20 protein-coding genes are annotated in these 23,115 nt (G+C 61.5%); 11 read left to right on the top strand and 9 right to left on the bottom strand.

Annotated elements, in window-relative coordinates; translation table 11 throughout:
• Positions 1 to 3: 3 nt before the first annotated feature.
• Positions 4 to 453, top strand: a complete 450-nt coding sequence (locus AC1DYJ_RS23685; RefSeq protein WP_477282629.1) for a CoA-binding protein — start codon at positions 4 to 6, stop codon at positions 451 to 453.
• 170 nt (positions 454 to 623) lie between these two features.
• Here AC1DYJ_RS23685 and AC1DYJ_RS23680 read toward each other — a convergent pair whose 3' ends face one another.
• From AC1DYJ_RS23680 to AC1DYJ_RS23650, 7 genes are all read right to left on the bottom strand, one after another.
• Positions 624 to 1,853: an NAD(P)-binding domain-containing protein gene (locus AC1DYJ_RS23680; RefSeq protein ID WP_477282061.1), complete on the bottom strand. Its 1,230-nt coding sequence runs from the start codon at positions 1,851 to 1,853 to the stop codon at positions 624 to 626.
• Between the two features lie 59 nt (positions 1,854 to 1,912).
• A complete protein-coding gene (locus tag AC1DYJ_RS23675) occupies positions 1,913 to 2,470 on the bottom strand; it encodes an OsmC family protein (RefSeq protein ID WP_023679231.1) in 558 nt (185 codons plus the stop codon).
• 418 nt (positions 2,471 to 2,888) lie between these two features.
• Complete coding sequence (locus AC1DYJ_RS23670) at positions 2,889 to 3,959, bottom strand: adenylate/guanylate cyclase domain-containing protein (RefSeq protein ID WP_477282060.1); 1,071 nt, start codon at positions 3,957 to 3,959, stop codon at positions 2,889 to 2,891.
• Between the two features lie 3 nt (positions 3,960 to 3,962).
• On the bottom strand, positions 3,963 to 4,457 hold the full coding sequence (locus AC1DYJ_RS23665; RefSeq protein WP_112561831.1) for a Rab family GTPase: 495 nt from the start codon (positions 4,455 to 4,457) through the stop codon (positions 3,963 to 3,965).
• A 12-nt stretch (positions 4,458 to 4,469) separates the two neighbouring features.
• Complete coding sequence (locus AC1DYJ_RS23660; protein WP_477282058.1) at positions 4,470 to 7,148, bottom strand: OmpA family protein; 2,679 nt, start codon at positions 7,146 to 7,148, stop codon at positions 4,470 to 4,472.
• Between the two features lie 7 nt (positions 7,149 to 7,155).
• Entirely contained in the window at positions 7,156 to 7,821 is a 666-nt protein-coding gene (locus AC1DYJ_RS23655) for a hypothetical protein (protein ID WP_477282056.1), read from the bottom strand.
• Between the two features lie 306 nt (positions 7,822 to 8,127).
• Positions 8,128 to 8,358 (bottom strand): hypothetical protein, encoded by a 231-nt coding sequence (locus AC1DYJ_RS23650; protein WP_477282054.1) that lies wholly within the window; start codon positions 8,356 to 8,358, stop codon positions 8,128 to 8,130.
• A gap of 254 nt (positions 8,359 to 8,612) precedes the next feature.
• Here AC1DYJ_RS23650 and AC1DYJ_RS23645 point away from each other — a divergent pair, with 254 nt between their 5' ends.
• The gene (locus tag AC1DYJ_RS23645; protein WP_477282627.1) at positions 8,613 to 9,641 is read left to right on the top strand and encodes an aminopeptidase; all 1,029 of its coding nucleotides are present in this window, start codon (positions 8,613 to 8,615) and stop codon (positions 9,639 to 9,641) included.
• Positions 9,642 to 9,644: 3 nt separating this feature from the next.
• Here AC1DYJ_RS23645 and AC1DYJ_RS23640 read toward each other — a convergent pair whose 3' ends face one another.
• Positions 9,645 to 10,790 (bottom strand): ROK family transcriptional regulator, encoded by a 1,146-nt coding sequence (locus AC1DYJ_RS23640; protein ID WP_477282052.1) that lies wholly within the window; start codon positions 10,788 to 10,790, stop codon positions 9,645 to 9,647.
• Positions 10,791 to 10,994: 204 nt separating this feature from the next.
• Here AC1DYJ_RS23640 and AC1DYJ_RS23635 point away from each other — a divergent pair, with 204 nt between their 5' ends.
• From AC1DYJ_RS23635 to AC1DYJ_RS23600, 8 genes are all read left to right on the top strand, one after another.
• Positions 10,995 to 12,263, top strand: coding sequence for an ABC transporter substrate-binding protein (locus tag AC1DYJ_RS23635; protein ID WP_477282050.1), 1,269 nt, complete (start codon positions 10,995 to 10,997; stop codon positions 12,261 to 12,263).
• Positions 12,264 to 12,345: 82 nt separating this feature from the next.
• Positions 12,346 to 13,281, top strand: a complete 936-nt coding sequence (locus AC1DYJ_RS23630; protein ID WP_477426274.1) for a carbohydrate ABC transporter permease — start codon at positions 12,346 to 12,348, stop codon at positions 13,279 to 13,281.
• Complete coding sequence (locus AC1DYJ_RS23625; protein ID WP_477282046.1) at positions 13,274 to 14,179, top strand: carbohydrate ABC transporter permease; 906 nt, start codon at positions 13,274 to 13,276, stop codon at positions 14,177 to 14,179. Before AC1DYJ_RS23630 ends, AC1DYJ_RS23625 begins: the two co-directional genes overlap by 8 nt.
• A 289-nt stretch (positions 14,180 to 14,468) precedes the next feature.
• The gene (locus AC1DYJ_RS23620; RefSeq protein WP_477282044.1) at positions 14,469 to 15,575 is read left to right on the top strand and encodes an ABC transporter ATP-binding protein; all 1,107 of its coding nucleotides are present in this window, start codon (positions 14,469 to 14,471) and stop codon (positions 15,573 to 15,575) included.
• A gap of 30 nt (positions 15,576 to 15,605) precedes the next feature.
• Positions 15,606 to 16,370 (top strand): SDR family NAD(P)-dependent oxidoreductase, encoded by a 765-nt coding sequence (locus AC1DYJ_RS23615; RefSeq protein ID WP_477282042.1) that lies wholly within the window; start codon positions 15,606 to 15,608, stop codon positions 16,368 to 16,370.
• Positions 16,367 to 17,401, top strand: coding sequence for a sugar phosphate isomerase/epimerase family protein (locus AC1DYJ_RS23610; RefSeq protein ID WP_477282040.1), 1,035 nt, complete (start codon positions 16,367 to 16,369; stop codon positions 17,399 to 17,401). Before AC1DYJ_RS23615 ends, AC1DYJ_RS23610 begins: the two co-directional genes overlap by 4 nt.
• On the top strand, positions 17,388 to 18,200 hold the full coding sequence (locus AC1DYJ_RS23605; RefSeq protein WP_477282038.1) for an SDR family NAD(P)-dependent oxidoreductase: 813 nt from the start codon (positions 17,388 to 17,390) through the stop codon (positions 18,198 to 18,200). Before AC1DYJ_RS23610 ends, AC1DYJ_RS23605 begins: the two co-directional genes overlap by 14 nt.
• Before the next feature lie 411 nt (positions 18,201 to 18,611).
• Positions 18,612 to 19,511 carry a hypothetical protein gene (locus AC1DYJ_RS23600; protein WP_477282036.1) on the top strand — a complete coding sequence of 300 codons (900 nt, stop codon included), beginning with the start codon at positions 18,612 to 18,614 and terminating at the stop codon, positions 19,509 to 19,511.
• Positions 19,512 to 19,618: 107 nt separating this feature from the next.
• Here the strand turns inward: AC1DYJ_RS23600 and AC1DYJ_RS23595 are convergent, their stop codons facing one another.
• Complete coding sequence (locus AC1DYJ_RS23595; RefSeq protein ID WP_477282034.1) at positions 19,619 to 21,214, bottom strand: DUF1963 domain-containing protein; 1,596 nt, start codon at positions 21,212 to 21,214, stop codon at positions 19,619 to 19,621.
• 729 nt (positions 21,215 to 21,943) lie between these two features.
• On the opposite strand from AC1DYJ_RS23595, the gene AC1DYJ_RS23590 reads away from it, so the two are divergent.
• Positions 21,944 to 23,113 carry a hypothetical protein gene (locus tag AC1DYJ_RS23590; RefSeq protein WP_477282033.1) on the top strand — a complete coding sequence of 390 codons (1,170 nt, stop codon included), beginning with the start codon at positions 21,944 to 21,946 and terminating at the stop codon, positions 23,111 to 23,113.
• The last annotated feature ends 2 nt before the right edge of the window (positions 23,114 to 23,115 follow it).

Below are 23,115 nucleotides of genomic sequence, written 5' to 3'. Positions count from 1 at the left end.
CATATGAACCATGATGAGCCCTATTCGGAGGCTTATCTGCAAGAGATTCTGAAATCGGTCAAAACCATCGCGATGGTCGGGGCCAGCCCCGACAAGACCAAGTTTTCCTATGGCGTTCTCAGGGTGCTGCACGAAACCGGCTACGACATGATCCCGGTCAACCCCAGCTCCGGTCTGGATGAAATTCGAGGGCTTAAGGTGTACCCGTCACTGGCGGCCATCGACCGGCCTGTCGATATGGTTGAGGTTTTTCGCCGCTCCGAGGATCTGCTGGAAGTTGCACAGGAGGCCATCGCAATCAATGCCAAGGTTCTGTGGGGTCAGATTGGGGTGCGCGATGACGCTGCCGCCCGGTTGGCGGAGGAAGCTGGCTTGAAAGTGGTGATGAACCGCTGTCCGAAGATCGAGCTGTTCCGCCCCTTCTGGAAGCCGAAGCTGCACCTGGGAATATGACTGCAGGGGAGCAGAATTCGGGGTTGTCAAGGCAACCAACCTGTTCCCTCTGGGGTCTCGTTGATTCTGCTAGAGCATTTCACCGTTTCACGGAAACGGCGAATTGCTCTATCTCTTTGTTTTTACGCAATTCCGGACGGAAAACCGCTCACACTTTTCCTTGAATTGCTCTAGCAGACTGAATTTTGCCCGAGGTACGATGCCAGATGATCACTGAGATCACGCGCGTCGTCGCCAGCGCCGTCGATCAGAGCAGACTTGCGGCGGCGCAGAAACTGCGTCCCCATCAGGTACAGGCCTGGATGTTCCACTACACCGCCGTCGTGACGGACGTGGCCCTTGCGGTCGAGGACCGGCAGGTCCAGCCAGGAGTAGTCCGGCCGGTAGCCGGTGGCCCAGATGATCGTCCTGATAGCGCCTCCGGCAAGATCGAGGCCGAGCGGCGGGTTGTCCTCGACACGGGTCGGCGGCAGGCGATCCGGCGGCCCGACCGTAGCGTCCAGGCCGTTGGCGCACGCCCATTCGTCGATGAGGTCGAGCAGCCGGGCCATTTTGAGATCGGAAAGCGCGCACATGTTGCGCAACGACCCCGCAAACTGGGCCTTGCCGTCTTCGGTGATGCCGGCAAGACGACCGATGAGCCGGACGCCGAGGTCGTCGAGCGCATTGAGGTCAAGGGTGGTGCGGTCGGGCGTGCCGGCAAGCTGCAACGAAGGAACCCGTCGCGCCCGCCTGATGTCGTCCACCTCGTCGTAACGCTCGTCGAGCACGCCGGCGGCGTCCATCCACCATTCCAGGTCCTTGCCGCGATAGACGCGGGGCGCCCGGATGTGCTCGCCCACCGACAGGGTCACTTGACGCCCCGAGCGCTGCAGTTCCAGTGCGATCTGGGTGCCGCTGGCAGACGCGCCCACCACCAGCACGCCGCCGTCTGCGACTTGACCCGGATTGCGGTAGGACTGCGCCGTCAGCATGGCGACCGACGGCGGCACACGGACGGCGAAATCGGGCAGGCGCGCGACGTTGCACGCGCCCGACGCCAGCACCACGGTCCGGCACCGCCACTCGCCGCGGTCGGTGCGTACGAAATATCCCGCCCCGTCGCTGCGAACCGAGGTAACGGTCGTGTGGGTTCTGACCGGAGCCGAGATCGCCTTGGCATAGTTGCCGAGGAAGTCGATCACCTCAGGCATCGTCCGGTAGCCGTCGGGGTCGTCGCCGTCATAGCGGAAGCCCGGCAGCCGGCTCTGCCAGTTCGGGGTGAGCAGCCGCAGCGAATCCCATCGCTCGGTGCGCCAGGTATGGGCGATCTCGCCGCGCTCCAGCAGCACATGGTCGATAGAGCGCTCCGCGAGGCAGCGGCTCATCGCGAGCCCCGCGTGCCCTGCGCCGACGATCACTGTGGTGACGGAACTAATCGCGCCCTCTCATCAGGAGAGTCTACGGTTCGAAGCGCCTTTCAGTTCACCACGACCGTGACGTTCGTCGGATTGGTGACAATGTCATAGACCGCCGACCGCTTCTGCGACTGAGCGACGATAGCCTCGATGTCCTCGCGCTTGGCGTCGGCGTCGATGTTGTATTTCACCGTGATGCCGCTGAAGCCGTTGCGCACGTCGCTGTCGATGCCGAGTATTCCGGCGAGATCCATGTCGCCTTCGATGGTCGCCTTCACCGACTTCAACTGGATGTTCCGGTTCTGGGCAACCGCGGCGATGCCGGCGGTCAGGCAACTCGCCAGTCCGACCAGCACGTATTCGACGGGCGTGGCGCCCTTGTCCTGGGAAGCGAAGACCTCCGGATGGTCGGCGTCGAATGTGAAGGTGGTCTTGCGATGCTGATCCTCGCCGAGACCGTAGAAGCTCTCGACCGACGAGTGGCTATGGGTGCCATCCTTCCATTCGCAGGCCGCGCGCCACTTGAACTGCGCCGCCTCCGGGGCGTTGGTAAGCGCTTCGCGTGCGCCGAGCAGCGCCTCTACGTTAACGCCGTTGTTTGCCTGTACTTCGGAAGCCATAATTATTGTCCTCCCTAGCTTGCACTGGCTCAAAAACCCGACCGATCTCACTGACCTCCCGATCAGATTTCACCATGGCGCGGCATGCTATGGGTCGCGAAGCGTTTCTTCAAGTTGTTTCCGCAGCGGAATGTTCGCCCTCGTGTACCGGGTTGCGCCTTTGCAGGCTCTGGCGCGACCACGACCTTCAGCGTGGTCAATTGCAGTGTCTGCTTCCGGGCGGAGGCAAGTTCGCCTCTATGGCCGACATGAGGCGCATTGCTGCCCTGTAGTATTTTGGACCGCAAGCGGACAGGCAGGTTGGGGGAACGCGGCAACCTTAGTGGACAGTCCGTATCTCTGCGAACATTCGAAAACCATGATGTTTGGCTGGCTTGAGACGCAATGCGCTCCAGGGTCGTCACTGCCAAGCGGCAAATCAGGCCGGGAGCCGCCACATTCGCACACGACCCGCACCACGCAATTCCGTTTCCCCGAGTGGATCGCAAACAAACTTCGGCCCGAGCAGTTGGTGCGTTGCGTCCGAAATACGGATTTCATCGGGCTCAGCGGACGTTTGAATGCGCGAGGCGAGATTGACGGTCTCACCCCACAGGTCATAGGCGAACCGCCTCTTGCCTATGACGCCGGCGACGATCGGGCCTGAGTGAATTCCAATTCTGAGCCGTATCGGCTCTCCCGCGAAGCGCTCGCGCTTAACCGCCTTGCGCAGCTCAACGGCATATTGCGCGAGGGCTTTTGCATGATCGGATCGCGCGGTGGGCAAGCCAGCGACGACCATCACACAATCGCCGATTGTCTTGATCTTTTCGCAGCCATATCGTTCGGAGAGCCGATCCGCCGCCTTGAAGAAGTAGTTCAAAATAGCGAGCGTCGTCACGGCACCGACGGTCCGCGCTCGTTCGGTAAAGCCGACGATGTCGGCAAAAAGCACACTGACCTCTGCGTGGTTGTCGGCAATTTTCTTGTGCGCCTTCAGGCGCTCCGCGATCGACGCCGGAAGAATGTTGAGGAGCAGGGCTTCGGCGCGCTGATATTCACGCGCCAATCCCTCCTGGCTCTTCCTCAACGCCTCGTTCGCCGACACTAATTTCTCGTTGAGTTGACGCTCCCTCTCTTGCAGGAGCGTCATTTCATAAGCCTTCTGCTGAAGCCGCTGTCTGTTGGCGCGTTCGGCGGAGGCGTCAAGAAAGAGCAGCCACACGCAGTCATCGTCAGCAAAAAAATGAAGATCCGCGACACGCCCGCTGGGCAGTTCGACCATCGGGATATGAAACGGAAGCTCCGGGCAAGGCAGTAGCCCTTCCATGAACTCAAGCTGCTCGGCAACAGGCTCGCCGATGCGGAGCGACGACAGCCCGTGATGTTCGACATTACCGCCCTTGGCAGCTACGCAAAGCTGGCCGTCGATTTTCACATATGCGACAGAGTGCCCATTGGAGAAGAAGTTGAAAATCCAACCTCTGACCTCTTTTGGCAATCCATGCATGGTCTATTTTGTGACCATCAAGGCAAGCTGATGAAACGCATCATCAACATGCTCGCCCGTGAGCGCACTTGTGAGATAGATTTGCCATCCACGCTGCCTCAGTTCGTCAATCTCACTATCCGATATTGCCCACCGATCGGCCAGATCGGATTTGTTGATCAGCAATATAAACGGCATAGCGCCGAATTCGGCCTCGACCCGTTCGCGCAGCGTGAGCGCCACGGCAAGGGTTGCGGCGCGGGTTCCATCGACGACAAGCACGAGCCCGGTTGCACCTCGGACATAGCTGACGCGGAAGGAGCCGATATCGTCTTCGCCGGCCAGATCCCACAAGATCAGATCCACGGTTTTGCCCGGGAGTTCGACACTCTTCTTGTCGATTTTAACGCCCACCGTGGTCAGGTAGGTTTCTGAAAAGATGCTTTGCACAAACCTGCGAACCAGGCTCGTCTTCCCGACAGCGAAGCCGCCCAGCATGCAGATCTTTTTTTGCAACATTCTTGGGCTCCACTAGTCCAGGTTTACAGTAATCGAAACCCGGCGATTGGTGGAGCTCCCGGCTTGACTATTTTCAGGTACCAGCGGCTCAAAGGTGCCCGCGCCCCGAACCAGCAGCAGTTCCGGCGCGACACCGCGCTTGTTGAGAAGCGCACGAACTGCCTCGGCGCGGGCGGTGCTGATCGACGCGTTGGCCGTCTCACGACCCGTGGCGTCCGAATGGCCTGTCAACATGAACCGCGCTGTTACGCCTGACTTGCGGGCATTCTCGGCGAACTCCTTGATTTGCTCCGCCAACCTGTCGAGAACCGGCGCCTGCTCAGGTCCGGGCACAACCTTGCCGGACGGGAAGAAGACATTGGTCGCCTGGATGGCCTCTCGCAAATAATTGAGTTCTGCAAGGTTCAGCTCAGTGAGCTGCGAGACATCCAGAACCACTCCGTCCGCCGCAAGTTGTTCGGCGGCCGCCTGCGCCCGGCTGATCCAGCCGGCAGGAGCCTCGCCGACGACAACGATGCGACCCTGGATGATCGAAAGCTGAACCGTTTTCGGCGGGTTCAGCGACGCCGTCAGCCGCTTCACCACGAATTTCGGATCAAGGCTCTGATAGAATTGCCACTGTGCATGAACGCGGGCAGGATCGACCCCCGTTCCGGACAGCAGGGCTTGCGGGTCGGCGGCAAGCGGGTCTCTCAGGCCGGAAATGTAGAACTGTCCACCCCTCGCCGTTTGTTGGGCGACGATGATCCCCGGTTGGGCCTCAAGTCGCGACACATAATACTGCCAGTGCTCTGCCGCGCGTGCTTCGGGGCTCACATCACGAACCTTGGAGATGTCGAATTCCGGCCCGCCTGCCGAAAGCTGTCGGGCCGCCGCACGCGCCCGGTCGATCCAGGTGTCGGGAGCCTCACCCTCGGCAACGATGCGACCATTGACGATCGAAAGTCGCACTGTATCGGGCGGATACAGCGACGCCGTCAGGCGCTTCAACACGAACTCCGGGTCAAGGCTCTCATAGAATTGCCACTGCGCATGAACCCGGGCGGGATCGACCTCTGTTCCCGACAACAGCGACTGCGGATCGACGCCAAGCGGGTCTCGCAGGCCGGCGATATAGAACTGGCCGTCGCGTATCTTTTGGTCTGCAACGATGATGCCCGGCTGGGTCTCCAGTCGCGACACATAGGTCTGCCAGCGCTCCGCAGCGCGCACTTCGGGGCTCACGTCACGAACCCCCGAGATATCGAAGACCGGCCCGCCTGCCGAAAGCTGCTGGGCCGCCGCGCGCGCCCGGTCGATCCAGGTGTCGGGAGCCTCACCCGCGGCAACGATGCGATCGTTGACGATCGAAAGCCGCACTGTATCCGGCGGAGCCAACGACGCCGTCAGCCGCTTCAACACGAACGCCGGCTCAAGGCTCTGATAGAATTGCCACTGCGAATGGACCCCGGCCGGATCGACCCCCGTGCCTGACAACAGCGACTGCGGGTCGGCGGCAAGCGGGTCTCTCAGGCCGGCAATATAGAACTGGCCATCGCGCACCTGTTGTTCGGCAACGATGATGCCCGGCTGGGCCTCCAGCCGCGACACGTAAGCCTCCCAGCGGGCTACATAAGCCTGCCAGCGCTGCGCCGATTGCCAGGACAGAAAATACCAACCGCCTGCCAGACTCAAAAGCAACAGGGCAACGGCCGCCACCAGCCAGGGAAATCCGTCGTTGGATTCCTCCTGCTTCAGCTCGACGCAAGTCTGCAACTGCGCCTCTACGGAGGCCAGCTGCGAACCGTCGCCGTCAAACTGCTCTAAAGCCTCTGAGGATTGCTCATGGATGCGAAGCAACACGTCGCGAACGATTTCATGCAATTCCTCCGGCGGATTTCCCCGGATCACCGAAACCAGGGTCGCAAACGGTCCAACTTCCGACCACAGACGAAGCTCGCCGAAACGGATTGTGTCCAGGCCGCTCTGCTCTTTCTCGTTAAATGAGTCTTTTACGAAATCCTGAATTGCGCTGAGCATCGAGGAAATGAGCTGAGGATCTTCGCTCGTCGCATTGTCGGCAGTTACATGCGCGATCAAAAGACCGGACGTGCGATGAATGAGAAAGGCATGTTCTACACGGTAGACAAGGGAATGCTTCAGAACAACGGCCGAGAAGCTTGCCCCCGTCCTCCAGGCTTCAAGTCTCCACTTGAGCCCGTGCCAGGTGAATATGTGTCTTAACGTTTCATTCAGCGACTGAAAGGTCTGGTCGATCTTTTCGCCGATCGACTTGCGAATTGCCGGCAGAAACACCGGGTACAATATATCCGTCAGCGTGCGCGGGCTTCTCTGGATCGACCGTTGCACAGCCCGCTCGACAGCTGGCGCAAGCGCCTCGCCGAGTTGGGCATAAGGCGCTCGTCCGGCCGCACTGGGAAGAACGTCACCCACGGCCGCCGCAAGCTGCTCGGGTTCGTCGAGCAGCTGCGTAACGCGTGAAAGCTCCGAGATTTCGCGGCTGACCAGCAACTGCCGGAGCGTTTCCATGCGCGGATCGGCGGTTGGAACCGCCTCGAACTGCGCACGGTAGTCCGGATCAACGTTCCGGGCAATTTCGATCAAAAGACGAGCCAGAGCCTCGCGATCAATCTCTTTATCGTTCGAGGCTGTTCTTTGCGGAAGGTTGAATGGGTCGACGGTTGACGTCAAGGTCCCATCAACTCACTTTCCAGCTACGGTCCGAGTTGCTCTTGCTGCCGACGGGATCCTGATTCAGAGCTTTTGCAACCTCGACAAACAGGCCAGCCAAAAGATTTCGGTCGGTCTTGACGTTGCTGAGATCGGCAAACATTTTCTCGATCAGCATCTGAACGCCTTCATTCTTCTGCTTGATTTCCTCACGCAGCGAATGATCGTTCCGATTTATCCGGTCCGAAACGTCGCGCTCAAGCGCGCTCAGTTGATCCGACAACGCGCGCACCTGCTTTTCAAGGGCCTGGTTTTGCTCGCGAAGATTCCGATCGATCTCCTTGTCGGCGTCGGCTCGCGAATCCTTTTCGGTCCGCAACTGCCCCGCAAGCGAGTCGATCTGCTTCTTTGCGTTCGACTCGTACATTTCGAGGTTGCGCTTGGCTTCGGACTCGACGTCCTTGAAGCGCTGCAAGACCCGTTCCTCAAGCTTGGAAAAGCGGCGATCATAGTCCTGCATCTGGTTGCCGAACAGCAGGTCACGGATCTTGTCGACGCCGACGCCGTCGCCGGCGCCGCCGTTTTCCCGGGCCTGGGCTCCCATGAAGTTCAGCCCGTTTCCTTCTGTGTTACCGATCAGAGTTGCGTCCGCCTTCTTTTCAGGAGAAGCGGTAGTTGTAGATTCCTTTGCCATGCTTTTGCCCTTCCGTTTGAACACCTGCCAAGGTGAAAAACCCCATAAAAAACAGAGCATGTCAGCAAAATACCCGGCTCGCAAGTCGGTATCTCTTGACTTAAGTTGATTCGTGAGGCAGCCGATTGCCGCGCGCTGATTCAGCAATGGACGTTTGGGGCCAGGCCATTTCAAATGGCGGCGGCGGCAACTGCAATATTGCGCTCAATATTATTCGATAGAGAGCGCTCCACCAATTACAAGGCAATACTGCGGGCGTTTCCGGTCTGGGCTATGGCCGGCAGCTAGTCGACGCGCGCGGTTCTGCTAGTCCGAAAAACTTACGCTCACGCCGCGCTGGCGAAAATATGCCTGCATCAACTTGCGGCCCTGGCGGTTGTTCTGCGCCAATTTGGCCGGATCGAACACCGCCTGTTTTGCCCCTTCTCGGGCCAGCGCCGCCTTGAGCGTTGCGATATGGGCGTCGATGTCGGCATTGTCCGCCCGCAACGAGGCATAAATGCTCTCGGTCGCCTGGGCCACGGTGGGTTCGCTCACAGCTGTCGTCCTTTGGTTGGTCGAGCGGCGGCTTAACACAGATTCGCGGCTTCGCCGATACGCGGTGGACCTCCCATCCTAGGCGAATGGCCGCATTGCCAACCAGCCAAAGTCGAAAGTACGACCTGCTGCCGCGCGGCTCTTGACGAAAATCGGTGCGCCTGTTTGAGAACGGGGAGACATCGCTGCATGGGGCGACGAGCAAGGGTGGGCAAACTGTGAAGCGCGTTCTTCGGGTGCTTGCCGCGGCGATCATGGCGTCCGGGGTGACCGGCTGCACAAGCATTTCCTACTACGCGCAGTCGCTGGAGGGCCATGTGCAGATCATGGCGGCGCGCAGGAATGTCGGGAAACTCATCCATGATCCTGCGACGCCCGAGGCCTTGCGCGCCAAGCTGACGTCGGCGAGCGCCATAAGACAGTTTGCGACAGACGAACTGTCGCTGCCCGACAACAGCAGCTACCGCAGCTATGTCGACATCCATCGCGACGCCGTGACCCTTGCCGTTTTTGCAGCGCCGCAATTCTCGCTCGCGCCCATAACATGGTGCTTTCCGGTCTTCGGCTGCGTTCCGTACCGGGGTTACTTCTCCCGGAAGTCGGCGGCCGAGAGCGCCGTCGAGCTTCATAAGCAGGGGCTGGACGTCTATGTCTCGGGCGTCACCGCCTATTCCACGCTGGGCTGGTCCAGCGACCCGCTGCTAAGCACCATGCTGCGTCAGGACGACACCTATCTGGCAAGCCTGATCTTTCATGAACTGGCGCATCAGCGCCTCTATGTGGATGGCGATTCCGCATTCAACGAGGCTTTCGCCGTTGCCGTCGAAACCAGCGGCGTCAGGAAGTGGCTCCGCGCCGCCGGCGATCGGGCCGGATTGCGCCGCTACGAAGCCGATCGCAAGCGCAACGCCGATTTTCTCGGACTGGTGGCGAAAACGCGCGACGAGTTACGGCAGGTCTATGCAAGTCCCCGTCCCCCGGAGCAGATGGCGGCTGCCAAAGCCGCCACGATCGACAGGCTGCGGATGCGCTACCGGCAGATGCGCGACAAAGACTGGGCCGGATACCGGGGATACGACGCCTGGTTCAATGCCCCGATCAACAACGCAAAGCTCGCCGCGACTGCTGTCTACGGTGAACAGGTTCCGGCCTTTCTTCGCTTGTTCGACTTGTGCTCCGGCGATTATCCAAGGTTTTACGCCTCTGTTCGACGGATCGCGGATCTGCCCAAATCGTCCCGCGCCGAGGCGCTCAAGGGCGTGGATAGGTGTGGTTGGCGCTGACGCTCACCCCAACGACAGTTCCTTCGTCTGGTGTCGCAGCACGAGGCCGACCGCGCCCAGCAAGGCGTCGTTCTCGGTGTGCTTGCCGATGATGATGCGCGTGCGCAGCGCCGGGGCGATGTCGCGGGACTTGATGAGGGTGTGGCGTTCGTAGGAGGCGATCAGCGGAGTCAACAGAATGTCGCCGGCCAAGGCCATGTGGCCGCCGATGATGATAAGCGGCGGATTGAGCACCGAGCCGATCAGGCCGAGACCGCGGCCGGCGATCTCGGCGGTATCCTCGATCATCCGCAACGCCCTGACGTCGCCCTGTTCGGCCATGGCGATGACATCATCCATGGTGACTTGTCGTCCGACGACACGCGAAATCTGTTCCAGCGGCCGGGTAAAACTCGCGTAGAGCTCCAGGCAGCCGCGATTGCCGCAGCGGCAGAGATCGCCGCCGGGATCGATGCTGATGTGGCCGAATTCGCCGGCGCCGCCGGCGATGCCCGTCACCAGCCGGCCATTCTGGACAATGGCGCCACCGACCCCCAGATCGATCTTGAACAGCACGAAATCGTCACGGCCGACGGCCGCACCCCACATCAGCTCCGCAATGGCCGCGCAGTTGCTCTCATTGTCGGCGAAGATCGGCTGTTCCAGCACGGGTCCAAACACATCCCGGATGTTGACGCCGGCCCAGGTTGGAACCATGCTCGCGCGCAGCACCATCCCGTCGCGACTGACAGGGCCGGAGACGGAGACCCCAACCCCCAGGAGCCCCGCCACCGGCAGACCGTTTTCCTTGTAAGACTGGGCAATTGCCGATTTGACCGCCTGGGCAGCCTGTTGCGGCTGGTAGTCCAAGGCCATGGGAATAGTTTGTTCAGCAATGACGGAATGTGAGACATCGGCGACGATGAGCCGGATCTCGTGAAGAGCCAGGTGAATTCCGACGCAGGTGCCCGCTGTCGGATTGAGCGTCACCGCCGCTGCCGGCCTGCCTATAGCTTTGATGCCATCGCTGCTCGTCGTGGCTTCGATCACCATACCTGACTTTTTCAAGCCATTGAGCGCGGTCGAGACCGTCGAGCGCGCCAGACCGGTGGCGCGCGTGATCTGCAACGCGGAGAGTGCACCGCGCTCGCTCAGGCAGCGCACGATCATGCTCTCCGGCGAGGCGGACGGCCTGTCGATCAGCCAGGTTCTAAGCGAAGGTTTTGTCATGGACCAACATAATCATCGTTGACTGATAGCTCCAATATGTCATCTTGGAAAGAACTCGAGATTAACGCATCTCGCCGGTGGCGGCTTCAAACCGCGGCCTAAGCGGTCGATACGAACCGTGCAACCACATATGGGAGTGAAACCATGAAATCCGTCATGACCGCCTTCGCGGTCGCTGCTGCTGCGTGCACCTTTGTCGCCGGGGCAGCCTTCGCCGAGCCCAAGACGAACCTCTTGCACCAATGGTCGACCGGGTCGGACGCCCAGGCGATCGCCAAGCTCGGCGAGATGTTCACTGCCAAGGGCGGCAAATGGGAACAGACCTCGATCGCCGGTCACACGGCCAATACGCTGGCCAAGCTGCGTGCCGACGTGATCGCCGGCAATGCGCCGCCCGCCGTGCAGCTCAAAGGCCCCGAAATCGCCGAGTGGAACGAGACCGGCATGACCGCCGATCTCGACGAGCTGGCGGCCTCGGAAGGCTGGGAAAAGGTGGTGGCGCCGGAATTGCTGCCGGTGATGAAGCCGACCGGCAAATGGGTCGCCGCGCCCATGAACATCCACCGCATCAACTGGCTCTGGGCCTCGCCGAAGGTCATGCAGGCGGCCGGCGTGACGGAAATGCCCAAGACCTGGGCCGAGTTCAATGCGGCGTGCGACAAGATCGTCGCCTCAGGCAAGATCTGCATCTCGCATTCGACCGCCGACTGGACGGATTCGACGGTGTTCGAGGTCGTGCTCTACGGCCAGGACATCGATCTCTATCGCAAGGCCTTCGTCCAGGGCGATGTCGAAGCCATGCGCAGCCCGGGGATGGTCAAGGCCTTCGAGCAGATGCGCCTGATGACGAGCAAGTACATGGATCCGGGCATGGTCGGCCGTGACTGGGATTCGATGTCGGCGCTGGTCGGCAAGGGCGACGCGGCGTTCCACATCATGGGTGACTGGACGATCGGCCTGTTGACCGCCGCCGGCTTCAAGGAAGGCACCGACTATGTCTGCGCCCAGGCGCCGACCGATTGGGGCAAGCCCGGCTTCATCCTCAACTCGGACTCGGTCGTGTTCTTCAAGCAGAAGGACCAGGATTACATCGACGGCCAGAAGCTGCTGGCCAGCCTGATCCTCTCGGCCGATTTCCAGACGGTGTTCAACCAGGCCAAGGGCTCGATCCCGGCACGCCTGGATATCGATCTGTCGAAGGGCTTCAATCCGTGCCAGCAGCTCTCGCAGAAGGATCTGCAGGCGTCGATCAAGGATGGCACGCTGGTGCGCTCGATGGCGCACAACATGACCATCCCGCAGAAGATGCGCGGCGCTATCATGGACTCCATCACGGAGTTCGTGGCGACGCCCGACATGTCAGCCGAGGATGGCGCCAATGCGATGGCCGACGCGGCAGAAGCACAGAAATAGACAGGGAACGGCCGGGCGCAATGACTATCGCACCCGGCCATCCGCCATCCCAGTCCCGCGCCCTGCCATTCCCGTGCTCTGAATGTCAAATCACGACCTGATCCTGTCGGTCCCGGCCCCTGCCCGCCCCTGGCGGGAGCGGCTGGGCTCCGCGGTGCCCTTGCTGGTGCTCGGCCCCTCGCTGGTGGCGAGCTTCGTCTACGTCTTCGTGTTCACCGGCTGGACGCTCTACATCTCGCTCTCGAACTCCTCGCTGCTGCCGACCTACGGCTTCGTCGGCCTGGACAACTATGCGTCGCTGTGGGCGAACCGGCGCTGGAACATCGCCTACAACAATTTGTTCTTGTTCAGCGGTTTCTACATTGTCGGCTCGATGGCGGTGGGACTGCTGCTGGCGATCCTGATCGACCAGCGCGTGCGCGGCGAAGCGGCCTGGCGCACGATCTTCCTCTATCCGCTGGCCGTCTCCTTCATCGTCACCGGCACGGTCTGGAGCTGGCTCTACAACCCGGTCGACGGCATCCAGGCGCTGGTGCGTGGTTTCGGCTGGACGAGCTTCAGTTTCGCACTCGCCAGCGACCGGCACTACGCGATCTACGCGGTGATCATCACCGGCGTCTGGCAGGCCTCGGGCTTTGCCATGGCGCTGTTCCTCGCCGGTCTGCGCTCGGTGGATCAGGATCTCGTCAAGGCGGCACAGATCGACGGCGCATCGACCTTCCGCATCTATCGCAAGGTGCTGCTGCCAACGATCGCGCCAATCTTCCTGGCTGTCGCCGTCATCCAGATCCAGTTCGCCATCAAGACCTTCGACCTGGTGGCGGCCCTCACCAAAGGCGGCCCGGGAATCTCGACCACCTTCCCCGCCATCTACGTCTATGACCTGATGTTCCAACGCGGCCAGATCGGCGAAGGTGCCGCCGCCGCCATCATGATGCTTGCGGCTCTGGCCGTGGTGCTGGTGCCCTACTCGTTCTGGGTGGTCTGGCGGCGGCGCAAGGAAGCCGGCCATGGCTGACGTCTCACTCGACCAGTCGCTCGATCGTCGCGCCGCCACGGTTGCGGCGCGCCGGCATTTCTTCACCCGCTTTCTCATCTATGGGCTACTGGTTGTCTTCGCGGCGATCTACCTGATCCCGTTGCTGGTCGTGGTGCTGAATTCATTCCGCGACCAGCAGGAAATCGCGCGCAACGGGTTGATCTCGCTGCCACGCAGCTTCCGCCTCGAAGCCTGGGGCCAGGCCTGGAGCACCTATTGCATCGGCGGAACCTGCGAAGGCATGCAGCGCAACTTCTACAACTCTCTGAAAATGACCATCCCGGCGACGATCATCTCGACGGCGGTCGGCGCGATGAACGGTTACATCCTGTCGAAATGGCGCTTCAGGGGTTCGGAAGTGCTGTTCACCTGCATGCTGCTCGGCGTCTTCATTCCGGGCCAGATTTCGTTGATGCCGTGGGCGTTCATCCTCGGCAATCTGGGGCTCAGCAATTCGGTCTACGGGCTCGTCCTCATCCACGTCATCCAGGGCATTTCGTTCACCACTTTGTTCTGCCGCAACTACTACGTCAGCATCCCCGACGATCTGATCAAGGCGGCGCGCATCGACGGCGCAGGCTTCTGGCGCATCTTCCGCAAGATCATTCTGCCGCTCTCCTCCCCGATCCTGATCGTCACGGTGATCTGGCAGTTCACCGGCATCTGGAACGAATATCTGTTCGGTGTCGTCTTCACCTCCGGGCAGCAACAGCCGATCACGGCCGCGCTCGTCGCACTGACGGCAAGCGGCACCAATGTTCGCGCCTACGATGTCATGAGCGCCGCCGTGCTGATCGGCGCGCTGCCGCCGCTGCTGATCTATCTCTTCGGCGGCAAGTATTTCGTCCGCGGCCTGACCCAAGGAGCGATCAAATGAGGCGCGATCACTTGGGCGGAGCCAGCCTCCAATCGCCGATCACCCGTGTGCAGGGCAATCGCCCATGGCATCGCCAGCCCCCCACTCCGTCCGCTTCGCGGCCACCTCTCCCCCATGTTCATGGGGGAGAGGAAAGCCCAAGCCTTTCACGGCCGCGACCTCCGAGATTAGCATTTCCTCTCCCCCACGAACGTGGGGGCAGAGGTGGCTCGGCGAAGCCGAGACGGAGTGGGGGTCTGGCATCGCCCTATGCGATTGCCCTAACCCCGTCCCGGAAGAAGGGCATTGCATGTCGACATTGACCATCCGATCCCTGCGCAAGAACTTCGGCGCGGTCGAGGTGCTGAAGGGCATCGATCTCGAGGCGCAGAACGGCGAGTTCATCGCGCTGGTCGGGCCGTCCGGCTGCGGCAAGTCCACCTTGCTGGCGATGATCGCCGGGCTGGAATCTGTTACCTCCGGCGAGATTCGCATCGACGGAAGGCTGGTCAATTCGGTTGCGCCGAAGGACCGCGACATCGCCATGGTGTTCCAGTCCTACGCGCTTTACCCGACGATGACGGTGCGCGAGAACATCACCTTCGGCATGGAAAGCCGCCGCGTGCCGAAGCCGCAGCAGGACGAGGCCGTCAAGCGGGTTGCAGCTTTCCTGCAGATCGAACCGCTGCTCGGGCGCAAGCCCGGACAGCTCTCAGGCGGCCAGCGCCAGCGCGTCGCGATGGGTCGGGCGCTGGTGCGCGATCCGAAACTGTTCCTGTTCGACGAGCCGCTCTCCAATCTCGACGCCAAGCTGCGCGTCGACATGCGAACCGAAATCAAGAAGCTGCATCACCGCGTCGGCAAGACGACGGTCTACGTCACCCACGACCAGGTCGAGGCGATGACGCTGGCATCGCGCATCGCCGTGATGCATCAGGGCGAGGTCCAGCAATTCGATGAGCCGGCCACGATCTACAACCGTCCGGCCAACATGTTCGTCGCTGGCTTCATGGGTTCGCCGGCGATGAATTTTCTGCCGGCCGAACTGAGAGAGGAAGGCGGCCGCCCCGCTGTTGCCTTGCAGACCGCCGACGGCAAGACGGCCAGCCTGCCGGTCGTCCAGACCCTTCCCTCCGATACGCCGCGGCAGCTCATCCTCGGCATAAGGCCGGAGCATATCTACCGGTTCGATCCCGATCTGGCGCGTCGCAAGCCAGGCATCGCGCAAATCGATGCCGTGGTCGAACTGGTCGAGCCGACAGGCGCGGAAACCATGGCCGTTCTGCGCTTGGGCGGCAAGGAGATCACCGGCCGTTTCGACCCCGACGGCACGCCACGAATGGGTGAGACGGTGACGCTCGGCATCGACATGGCGCGTGCCTGCCTGTTCGACCCGACGACCCAACGCCTGATCTGACCCAACGCCTGATCCGAAGAGAGTTCCGCCTTGTCCTTCGCTACCTATCCGAGCCTGACCGACCGTGTCGTGCTGATCACCGGCGGCGCGTCGGGCATCGGCGCCGACACGGTCCGCGCCTTCGCCGCCAACGGCTCGCGCGTCGCGCTTCTCGACCTGCAGCAGGAGGCCGGCGAGGCGCTGGCGCGCGAACTCGCCACGGCAGCGCACGCGCCCCTGTTCCTGCGCTGCGACGTGACCGATATCCCCGCCCTCCAGGCCGCAATCGGCACGGTGCGCGAGCGCCTCGGACCCGTCGCAGTGCTAGTCAACAACGCCGCCGACGACAATCGCCGCTCCGTCGCCGACATCACCCAGGCGAGCTGGGACCACGCCCAGGACGTGAACCTGCGGCACCACTTCTTTGCTGCCCAGGCCGTGCATCCGCACATGAAGGAATTGGGCTTTGGTTCGATCGTCAATTTTTCCTCGATCGCCTGGCGTTTCGGCGCAGCCGAGATGGCGCCCTATGCGGCGGCCAAGGCTGCGGTGGTCGGCTTGACCTTCGCGCTGGCGCAGGCGTTCGGCCCCGACAACATCCGCGTCAACGCCATCGAGCCGGGCGCCGTCATCACCGACCGGCAGCGGCAGCTGTGGTTCAAGACGCAAGCCTCGGTCGACCAGGTCGTGCAGCGCCAGATGATCCGCCGGGTCCTGCTCGGCGACGAGATTGCGCGCACGGTGCTGTTCCTCGCCGCCGACGACAGCCGCATGATCACCAAGCAGTCGATCACCGTGGATGCCGGCCTGCGATGACCCAATCAAAGGATCGCTTCATGCTCGAGGTCGGCCTCAACCCCTACGGCCTGACCTATCATCTCGGCCTCCAGGGTCGCGGCACGCCACGCGCCAATCCCAGGTCGGCGGGGCTCGACGGTTTCATCGCGCTGGCGACCGAACTCGGCGCACGGGTGCTGGAGATCTGGGTACCATGGCTGAATGAGCTTTCCGACGACGCGGTAATCGCGGTGCGCGAACGGCTCGCCGGCCTTGGCATCACGCCGATCGTCAGCGGCGGCCTGCTGGTGGGCGAACCGCTCGACGACGCCTTTCGGGCCGCACGCCTGCTCAGGGCCAAGATCATCCGAACGGCGCTGACGCCGGTTCTGTGCGGCGACCGCAACGCTGCCGGCGAGACATGGAGCGAGTACGCCGGCATCATTCGAGAGCGATTGCGGGAATGGGGCGCCCGCACGGTTGCCGAAGGCTATGTCCTCGCCATCGAAAACCACCAGGACTTTACCAGCCAGGAGCTCGTCGATTTCTGCGCCCTTGGCGGCGACGGCGTCGGCGTCACCTTCGACACCGGCAACACATTCCCGGTCGGCGAAGCGCCGCTGGATTTTGCCCGGCGGATCGCACCTCATGTCCGTCATGTCCACCTCAAGGACTACCGCGTGCAGTTCACTGGGGAAGGCTACCGGCTGATCCGTTGCGCCATCGGCGATGGCGCGGTGCCGTTTGCAGAGCTGTTCGCCATTCTCGGAAAACACCACGATCGCATGACCGCCGTTCTCGAACCGGGCGCCCTGGAGGCGCGGCATGTCCGGTACCTGCGCGACGACTGGTGGCAGGGCTATCCCGCGAAGACGGCGCGCGAATTTGCCGCCTGCCTGGCGGCCGCCCAGCGCAATCGGCTGCCTGACGATGCCGACACCCGCACCCCCTGGGAGCGCGAGGACGACGGTTCCCTGGTTTCCTATGAGCTCGACATGATCCGGCGCAGCGCCGCCAACATGCGCAACCTTGGTTTGATGAAAGCGAGAAGACCCGATGACGACACGTGAACTCGATGGATTGACCGCCTTCGTCACCGGCTCCGGCCGAGGGCTGGGCCGCGTGATGGCCGAGCGCCTGGCCGAACTCGGCGCCAATGTCGCGATCCACGACATGGACGAGAAAGCGCCGGCCAAATATGGCGAGTTCGCCAATCTCGGCGAAGTGGTCGAGCGCCTCAAGCGGCATGGGACGAAGGTGACGTCGGTGACCGGCAACATCGGCGACCAGAAGGCGGTGGCCGAGATGAAGCGCAAGATCGAGGCCGATCTCGGCGACGTGCATGTGCTGGTCAATTGTGCCGGCGGCGACATCGGCGCCAAGGGCGGCAAGCCGAACCCGAACAACGCCCTCGACATCGAACTGGCTGACATCCGCGTGCTCACCGAGAACAATCTGATCGGCACGATGCTGGTCTGCCAGGCCTTCGTGCCGCCGATGAAGCAGCGCGGCGGCGGCTCCGTCATCAACATCGCGTCGGCGGCGGCCCATCTCGGCTGCTCGCCCGAGGTCGTCTACTCCACCTTGAAGGCCGCGGTCGTGCATTACACGCGCTGCCTCGCCAAGGAACTGATCGACGACGGCGTGCGCATCAACGCGGTCAGCCCCGGCGCCACCAAGACGGCACGCTTCCAGGCGACCCGCACGGTCGATCCTGAGCGCATGGACTCGAGCCGGAAGTCGCTGAACCGCTATGCCGAGCCCGAAGAGATCGCCGAGGCGGTGGCCTTCCTCGCCGGTCCGCGCGCGCGCTTCATCAACGGCCAGGTCATCCGCGTCGATGGCGGGTTTACGATCTTTCCGGGGTGAGTGGGGCGCCAGCCCCCTCTCCGTCTCGGCTTCGCCGAGCCACCTCTCCCCCACTTTGTGGGGGCGAGGAACCCAAGCTTTCGGAGGGCGCGGCCTMCGAGATTAGCGTTTCCTCGCCCCCATGAAATGGGGGAGAGGTGGCCGCGTAGCGGACGGAGAGGGGGAGCGCCATAGGCGATTGCTCTGCCGGCTGCCGGGCGAACTTACCCCCATCGGGCGCCTAGAACACAACCATCGCCGGCCCCTGCCCCGTGGGTATGGACGAATCCCCTCATGCACAATAAGGATTGGCATACGGTCTGCCGTGGCGCTTTCATCGCTGAGGCAGGCGACGTTCGATCAATGACGCTGCGCCGGGCGCCTGTTCGATGACGCCGCCCTGCAAACGTGTCGAAACCGGGGGACCTGGTCATGGCCGACAACAAGCCGACAACAGACGTTACCAAGGACTGGCAGGCATCGCAGGGCCAGAAGTCCGGCGCCTCGCGCCTTCGGCTTTTCGCCGTGCTGTCATGGATCATCGCCATTGGCGGCGAGATCGCCGGCATTGTCTTGCTCTACCGGCACAAGTTCGACCAGGGAAACCTGCCGCTTTTGATCGGCATTCTGGTCGGCATCGCGATTTTCGCCATCGCCGGCAGCCTGCTTTGGAAGGCGGCCAACCGGAAGGACCCGGCCCGCGAATCCGACACATTCCGGTTCTTCGTCCAGAACCAGCTCGGCGCGATCATCACGCTGATTGCCTTCCTGCCGCTGGTTCTCCTGATCCTCAACGACAAGAACATGGATCCCAAGAGCAAGAAGATTGCCGGCGGCGTCGGCGCGGTGCTGGCCGTGCTGGCGACGCTGATCGGGGTCAGCTACCAGCCGCCATCGGTCGAGCAGTACACACAGGACATGAACCAGTGCGCGGCCCAGATCAAGGCGGGGCAGCCCACCACAGCCTGTTCGCCCGAGGTCGCCGCCCAGGCGCAGGCGATCGCCACCGACTCCACCACGGTGGCCGATGCGACGAAGGACGCGGCCCACCCCAACGGCCAGGATATCGTCTACTGGATCGCACCGGAGAACGGCGCCGCGAAGTCCGCCACCGAGCATGTCTTCCACCTTTGCGCGGCCGTCAGTCCGCTGAAGGACAAGACCGTCAACAGCGGCTCGGTGACCGAAGCCTACGCCCAGAACGCCATCCGCATCACCAAGCAGATCGAGATGGAACAGAAGCAGTGCGGGTTCACGACGGCGGCGGCACCCGCAGCGGCGCCAGCACCCGCGGTAGCGGCGCCTGCACCAGCGCCCGCGCCGGCGCAATAACCCGACGGCGCGCTGGCGGGCGGCCAAAGCCCGCCAACGGCACCTCAGGCGGCAAGGGTCGCGCTTGCCGGTCGGGGGGTGCGCGGCGCCAGCGTCAGCCCTGTCAGTCAGTAGGCTTCTATCGTCAGAATGGTGTTCTGGAATCGCTTGGCCGCGAGGTCCTCGGGCGTGATCCAATATTGCAGCGGGCCCATCTCCCCGACGGTCCAGTTGAGCGCCATATCCGGTCCAAGTTGCAGCAACAGCAGGTAGCGGTCCTTCATCTCGTCTGCCGCGACCTGGACGACCTCACCTTTGCCAAGCATCTGATGGCTACGGGACATGTGGCGGTGAGACAGGGCGGCTACGACGTCAGGACCGATCAGCGCTACGCCGGCCGGATCCGTCAGTCCCCCCTCGGCACCTTTGATGGCCGCCATTGAAAGCCAATCATTCATCACCTGCGGTAGCTGCCGATGATGCGGCCGCCGTACCGAGGATGACGGCATAGCGTTGACTGCCAAGTCTTCCAGAAAGGCAAGGATCTGCTGCTTCACCTCGGGAGGCGGTGCGTCATAATCCTTCAGTCCGGCATTGACCGTCGGAAAGAATGCGTTGAACATCTTCGAACCGAACGCCGACAGTTCGCGCTGCAGCGTCCGCAGCCGCTTGGCCTCCGGACTATCTTCGGCAACATCGCCAAGCGCCTTCAGTTGGGCCGTGACATCGGCAGCCTCTTCGCGATGATACGCCTCCACAAGCTTCCGAACGGTCCGCGCGGAATGCCAATTGGCCGGAAATCCCGGATACGGCGTCCAAAGCGTGTCTTTCGGCGCATGATGAGCGGAAAGCAGCGGATCAGGGGCGACCGGCGGACCGTAGAAGGCGTCGACCCTTTCGGTGCGAATTTTGTCGGCGACCTCGAAAGCATGACCTTCGTGCGCACGTGCCGCGACTTCGGCGTCGGTCGGCTCCTCGATCCAGGCAAACTCGACCTCGAACCGATCATAATGGGTTCGCTTGCCCCGCAAGATTTCTTCCATGGGGTCCGATCCCTGAATCCTGGCGGTGAAGGGCATGTCAAGCGGCGCCCACTTCTGCGTCGCCTGACGTGGTTCGTAGCGCGCCACGAAGTGCATCGCGTCCGCCCCAAACGTGTCGGACATCGGCGCAAAGAAATAGAGATAGCCCTTTTCGGGGAGCAGATCCCGTCCTGGCCCCGGCGGCAGATCCGAACAGTCAATCTGCGCCATGAAATTGAGGCGCTCGAGCAATCCCTCCCGATTGTGAACCGTTGGCCAGTCGAATTCATCGGGGACGATCGGCAGCCCGCCAAAATAGCTCATGCTTCGTTGGGGAAGACGCGGCGGAAAGACGTGCCTGATCGCAATGCGCGCGGCTTGCCCACGTTCGATCGCTTCGCGGCCATCGACGGAAATCGGCGGGATCTTGCGCTCGACATGCGCTTTGAACGCCGCCTTGCGCTGGTCGTCGCTGGTCTTGGCCTGCTGCTGCATGTCGGCGATCAGCTTTTCCGCCGCGGAGCTGGGTTTGGGCGATATAGCGTGGGCCGCTTCAGAGGGTCGCGCAGGGCTTGGCTGTGGCTTGGCTTTTTCCTTTGAAGACGAAAACAGCCCGGCAATGCGTTTTGCCCCGCCGTAGACGAGGCCGCCAACGATCAGGAGCATCGCCCCGACCACAATCAGCGGCATCAGCATTTCCATGACGCTTACCCCCAACCCCGCTACGTCACACTCTGTCCCGCAACCAAATTATTGCCGTTATATGAGGCATTACGCAAGCAAGGGGCCAATCGATCCGCGATTTGCGGCAATGGTCCGCTGAAGGACAGGACGGTGGATAGCGGCACCGTGACGGAAGCCCAGAACGCCATCGGCATCGCCAAGCAGATCGAGATGGAGCAGAGCGGGTTCACGACGACGCCGTGAATGAGGTTGTGGCGGGGCGCGGCTAGCAGGGCGCGCCAAACTGGTCGAGCCTGCAGTTTTTTAGCATTGGCGTGTGGCCCCGGCGCCGCGCGCCTACTAAGCGCTAATCGGCCGGCGTGAGCAAATCCCTATACCGGATACCGGCGTCATTGGCACCCATGCGTCTTCGTTCGCGCCAGAGGTGGAGGGGCTGTGGGTGGTCTGCGGAGACGCAGGACTGTTTAGACGGCGGCATCAGGCACCCGCATTTGCGCCGACAGCAGCCACCCTGCGGCATTACAATCTCCTGCCCAGTGACAAGTTTTGTCAGGCGTTGGTTCGGAGTGGAGAAGTCGGTACTTAGTAGAAGAATGCGGCATTCCTTCTATCCATAGGTCAGCTTAGGGACATGCCTATCAATCACACATCCATCTTGTGTAAATTTACCTAGACCACTTCCCTAAAGAGTATTTTCTGTCATAAATATGAACCGGGGGAAAATTTCTTAGACGTAGGGGGTGCAGGGTGACGAGCAATGTAAGCTTGGCCGTTTGGTGCAAGCCAAAGAATCAAAGATCTTCTACGCAGATCGAGGTACATTTCAACTACTGGTATATTGCTGGAGATATAAATTTCCGAAGGAACGACACACAGGCGACCTCAGATTTTATCGAGGTTGGCGTGATGGTCGACGATCCCACACAGGTGGACTCCATCAGGATATTTCTGCCGTTTGAAGTTGAGAGGGGGGCGGTGACGGACTGCTCGCCTTACTTCACGCAAGCCGACATTGCGCAAGGAATTTTCAATGAACTTTTACGTGGGGTCGGACCAGCTAGTTCTGGACCAAAAAGTATTGAACTGCTGAGAGGCGACGGTTCAGTTTTCGCGCGAGTCCACAGCTTTACTAAATCGGGACCTGTTATCGTAACCAAAGAGCTTGCTATGGAGAATCGCGATGGCGGGACTCTATTAACAATCTCGGATGACACACTGAAAGATGCGTCTCTTTCGCACAAAAAAGGATCTGCATCTTATTTTCGACTGCGGATTGAGATTAATCTCAACAATCCATTTAAAAGGGTGATATCAACGCCAGATAAGCTTCTGCAAAGCAGCTATCATGAAATCGAATATCTTGATTTCCGTCTAAATGAAGCCCGCACTCTCCCCGACCCCCTCGAATCAGACATGAGGAAGGAACGAGGAGCCGGGATGACCATGCGCCTTGTTGCATTCTTAACTGCAATCCCGGTTCAGTCTGAGATTTCGATCTCAAACACACCTTCCCACAAGATGCGCCTGCTGGAACACGATTTGTGGAGCACCTACATGCCCGGTGGCATTCCAGAAGGCATGGTGGTCTACCATTGGAAGCGTTCAGCCAACGCGCCGGCGATTGCAAGCGATCCTGCGAGTGAGATTACCGATTTTACGGCGTTCGTGAAACTCACGACACGCCGGGCAAGCAGGAAAATCTGGCTAGCTTATCTCATAATCGCGTTCGTGTTCGGAGTTCTGGGCAACCTCGCTGCAAACTTCGTGCAGAGTTGCATTGACGGCGCTACGACCAAGGATACGAACGTTAGCCTCGCGGCCCCGATCAATGCGACCACGAATCCGGCTGAACAAACCGATACAAGGATGAAGGACCCTACCGTAGCCGCAATCAACCGTGTAGGAAGCGAAGAGTGAAG

The sequence above is a fragment of the Mesorhizobium sp. P2_B11 genome, assembly GCF_056404855.1.
Note: the sequence above shows the minus strand (reverse complement) of the source record. Positions and strands in the feature narration are given on the sequence as shown.

What these genes read in the sequence shown, in the direction of transcription:
- AC1DYJ_RS23665 (WP_112561831.1), bottom strand. Translation starts at nt 4,457, where the DNA reads ATGTTGCAAAAAAAGATCTGCATGCTGGGCGGCTTCGCTGTCGGGAAG.
- AC1DYJ_RS23620 (WP_477282044.1), top strand. Translation starts at nt 14,469, where the DNA reads ATGTCGACATTGACCATCCGATCCCTGCGCAAGAACTTCGGCGCGGTC.
- AC1DYJ_RS23685 (WP_477282629.1), top strand. Translation starts at nt 4, where the DNA reads ATGAACCATGATGAGCCCTATTCGGAGGCTTATCTGCAAGAGATTCTG.
- AC1DYJ_RS23595 (WP_477282034.1), bottom strand. Translation starts at nt 21,214, where the DNA reads ATGGAAATGCTGATGCCGCTGATTGTGGTCGGGGCGATGCTCCTGATC.
- AC1DYJ_RS23600 (WP_477282036.1), top strand. Translation starts at nt 18,612, where the DNA reads ATGGCCGACAACAAGCCGACAACAGACGTTACCAAGGACTGGCAGGCA.
- AC1DYJ_RS23635 (WP_477282050.1), top strand. Translation starts at nt 10,995, where the DNA reads ATGAAATCCGTCATGACCGCCTTCGCGGTCGCTGCTGCTGCGTGCACC.
- AC1DYJ_RS23610 (WP_477282040.1), top strand. Translation starts at nt 16,367, where the DNA reads ATGACCCAATCAAAGGATCGCTTCATGCTCGAGGTCGGCCTCAACCCC.
- AC1DYJ_RS23640 (WP_477282052.1), bottom strand. Translation starts at nt 10,790, where the DNA reads ATGATCGTGCGCTGCCTGAGCGAGCGCGGTGCACTCTCCGCGTTGCAG.
- AC1DYJ_RS23675 (WP_023679231.1), bottom strand. Translation starts at nt 2,470, where the DNA reads ATGGCTTCCGAAGTACAGGCAAACAACGGCGTTAACGTAGAGGCGCTG.
- AC1DYJ_RS23630 (WP_477426274.1), top strand. Translation starts at nt 12,346, where the DNA reads ATGTCAAATCACGACCTGATCCTGTCGGTCCCGGCCCCTGCCCGCCCC.
- AC1DYJ_RS23625 (WP_477282046.1), top strand. Translation starts at nt 13,274, where the DNA reads ATGGCTGACGTCTCACTCGACCAGTCGCTCGATCGTCGCGCCGCCACG.
- AC1DYJ_RS23645 (WP_477282627.1), top strand. Translation starts at nt 8,613, where the DNA reads ATGGCGTCCGGGGTGACCGGCTGCACAAGCATTTCCTACTACGCGCAG.
- AC1DYJ_RS23670 (WP_477282060.1), bottom strand. Translation starts at nt 3,959, where the DNA reads ATGCATGGATTGCCAAAAGAGGTCAGAGGTTGGATTTTCAACTTCTTC.
- AC1DYJ_RS23655 (WP_477282056.1), bottom strand. Translation starts at nt 7,821, where the DNA reads ATGGCAAAGGAATCTACAACTACCGCTTCTCCTGAAAAGAAGGCGGAC.
- AC1DYJ_RS23605 (WP_477282038.1), top strand. Translation starts at nt 17,388, where the DNA reads ATGACGACACGTGAACTCGATGGATTGACCGCCTTCGTCACCGGCTCC.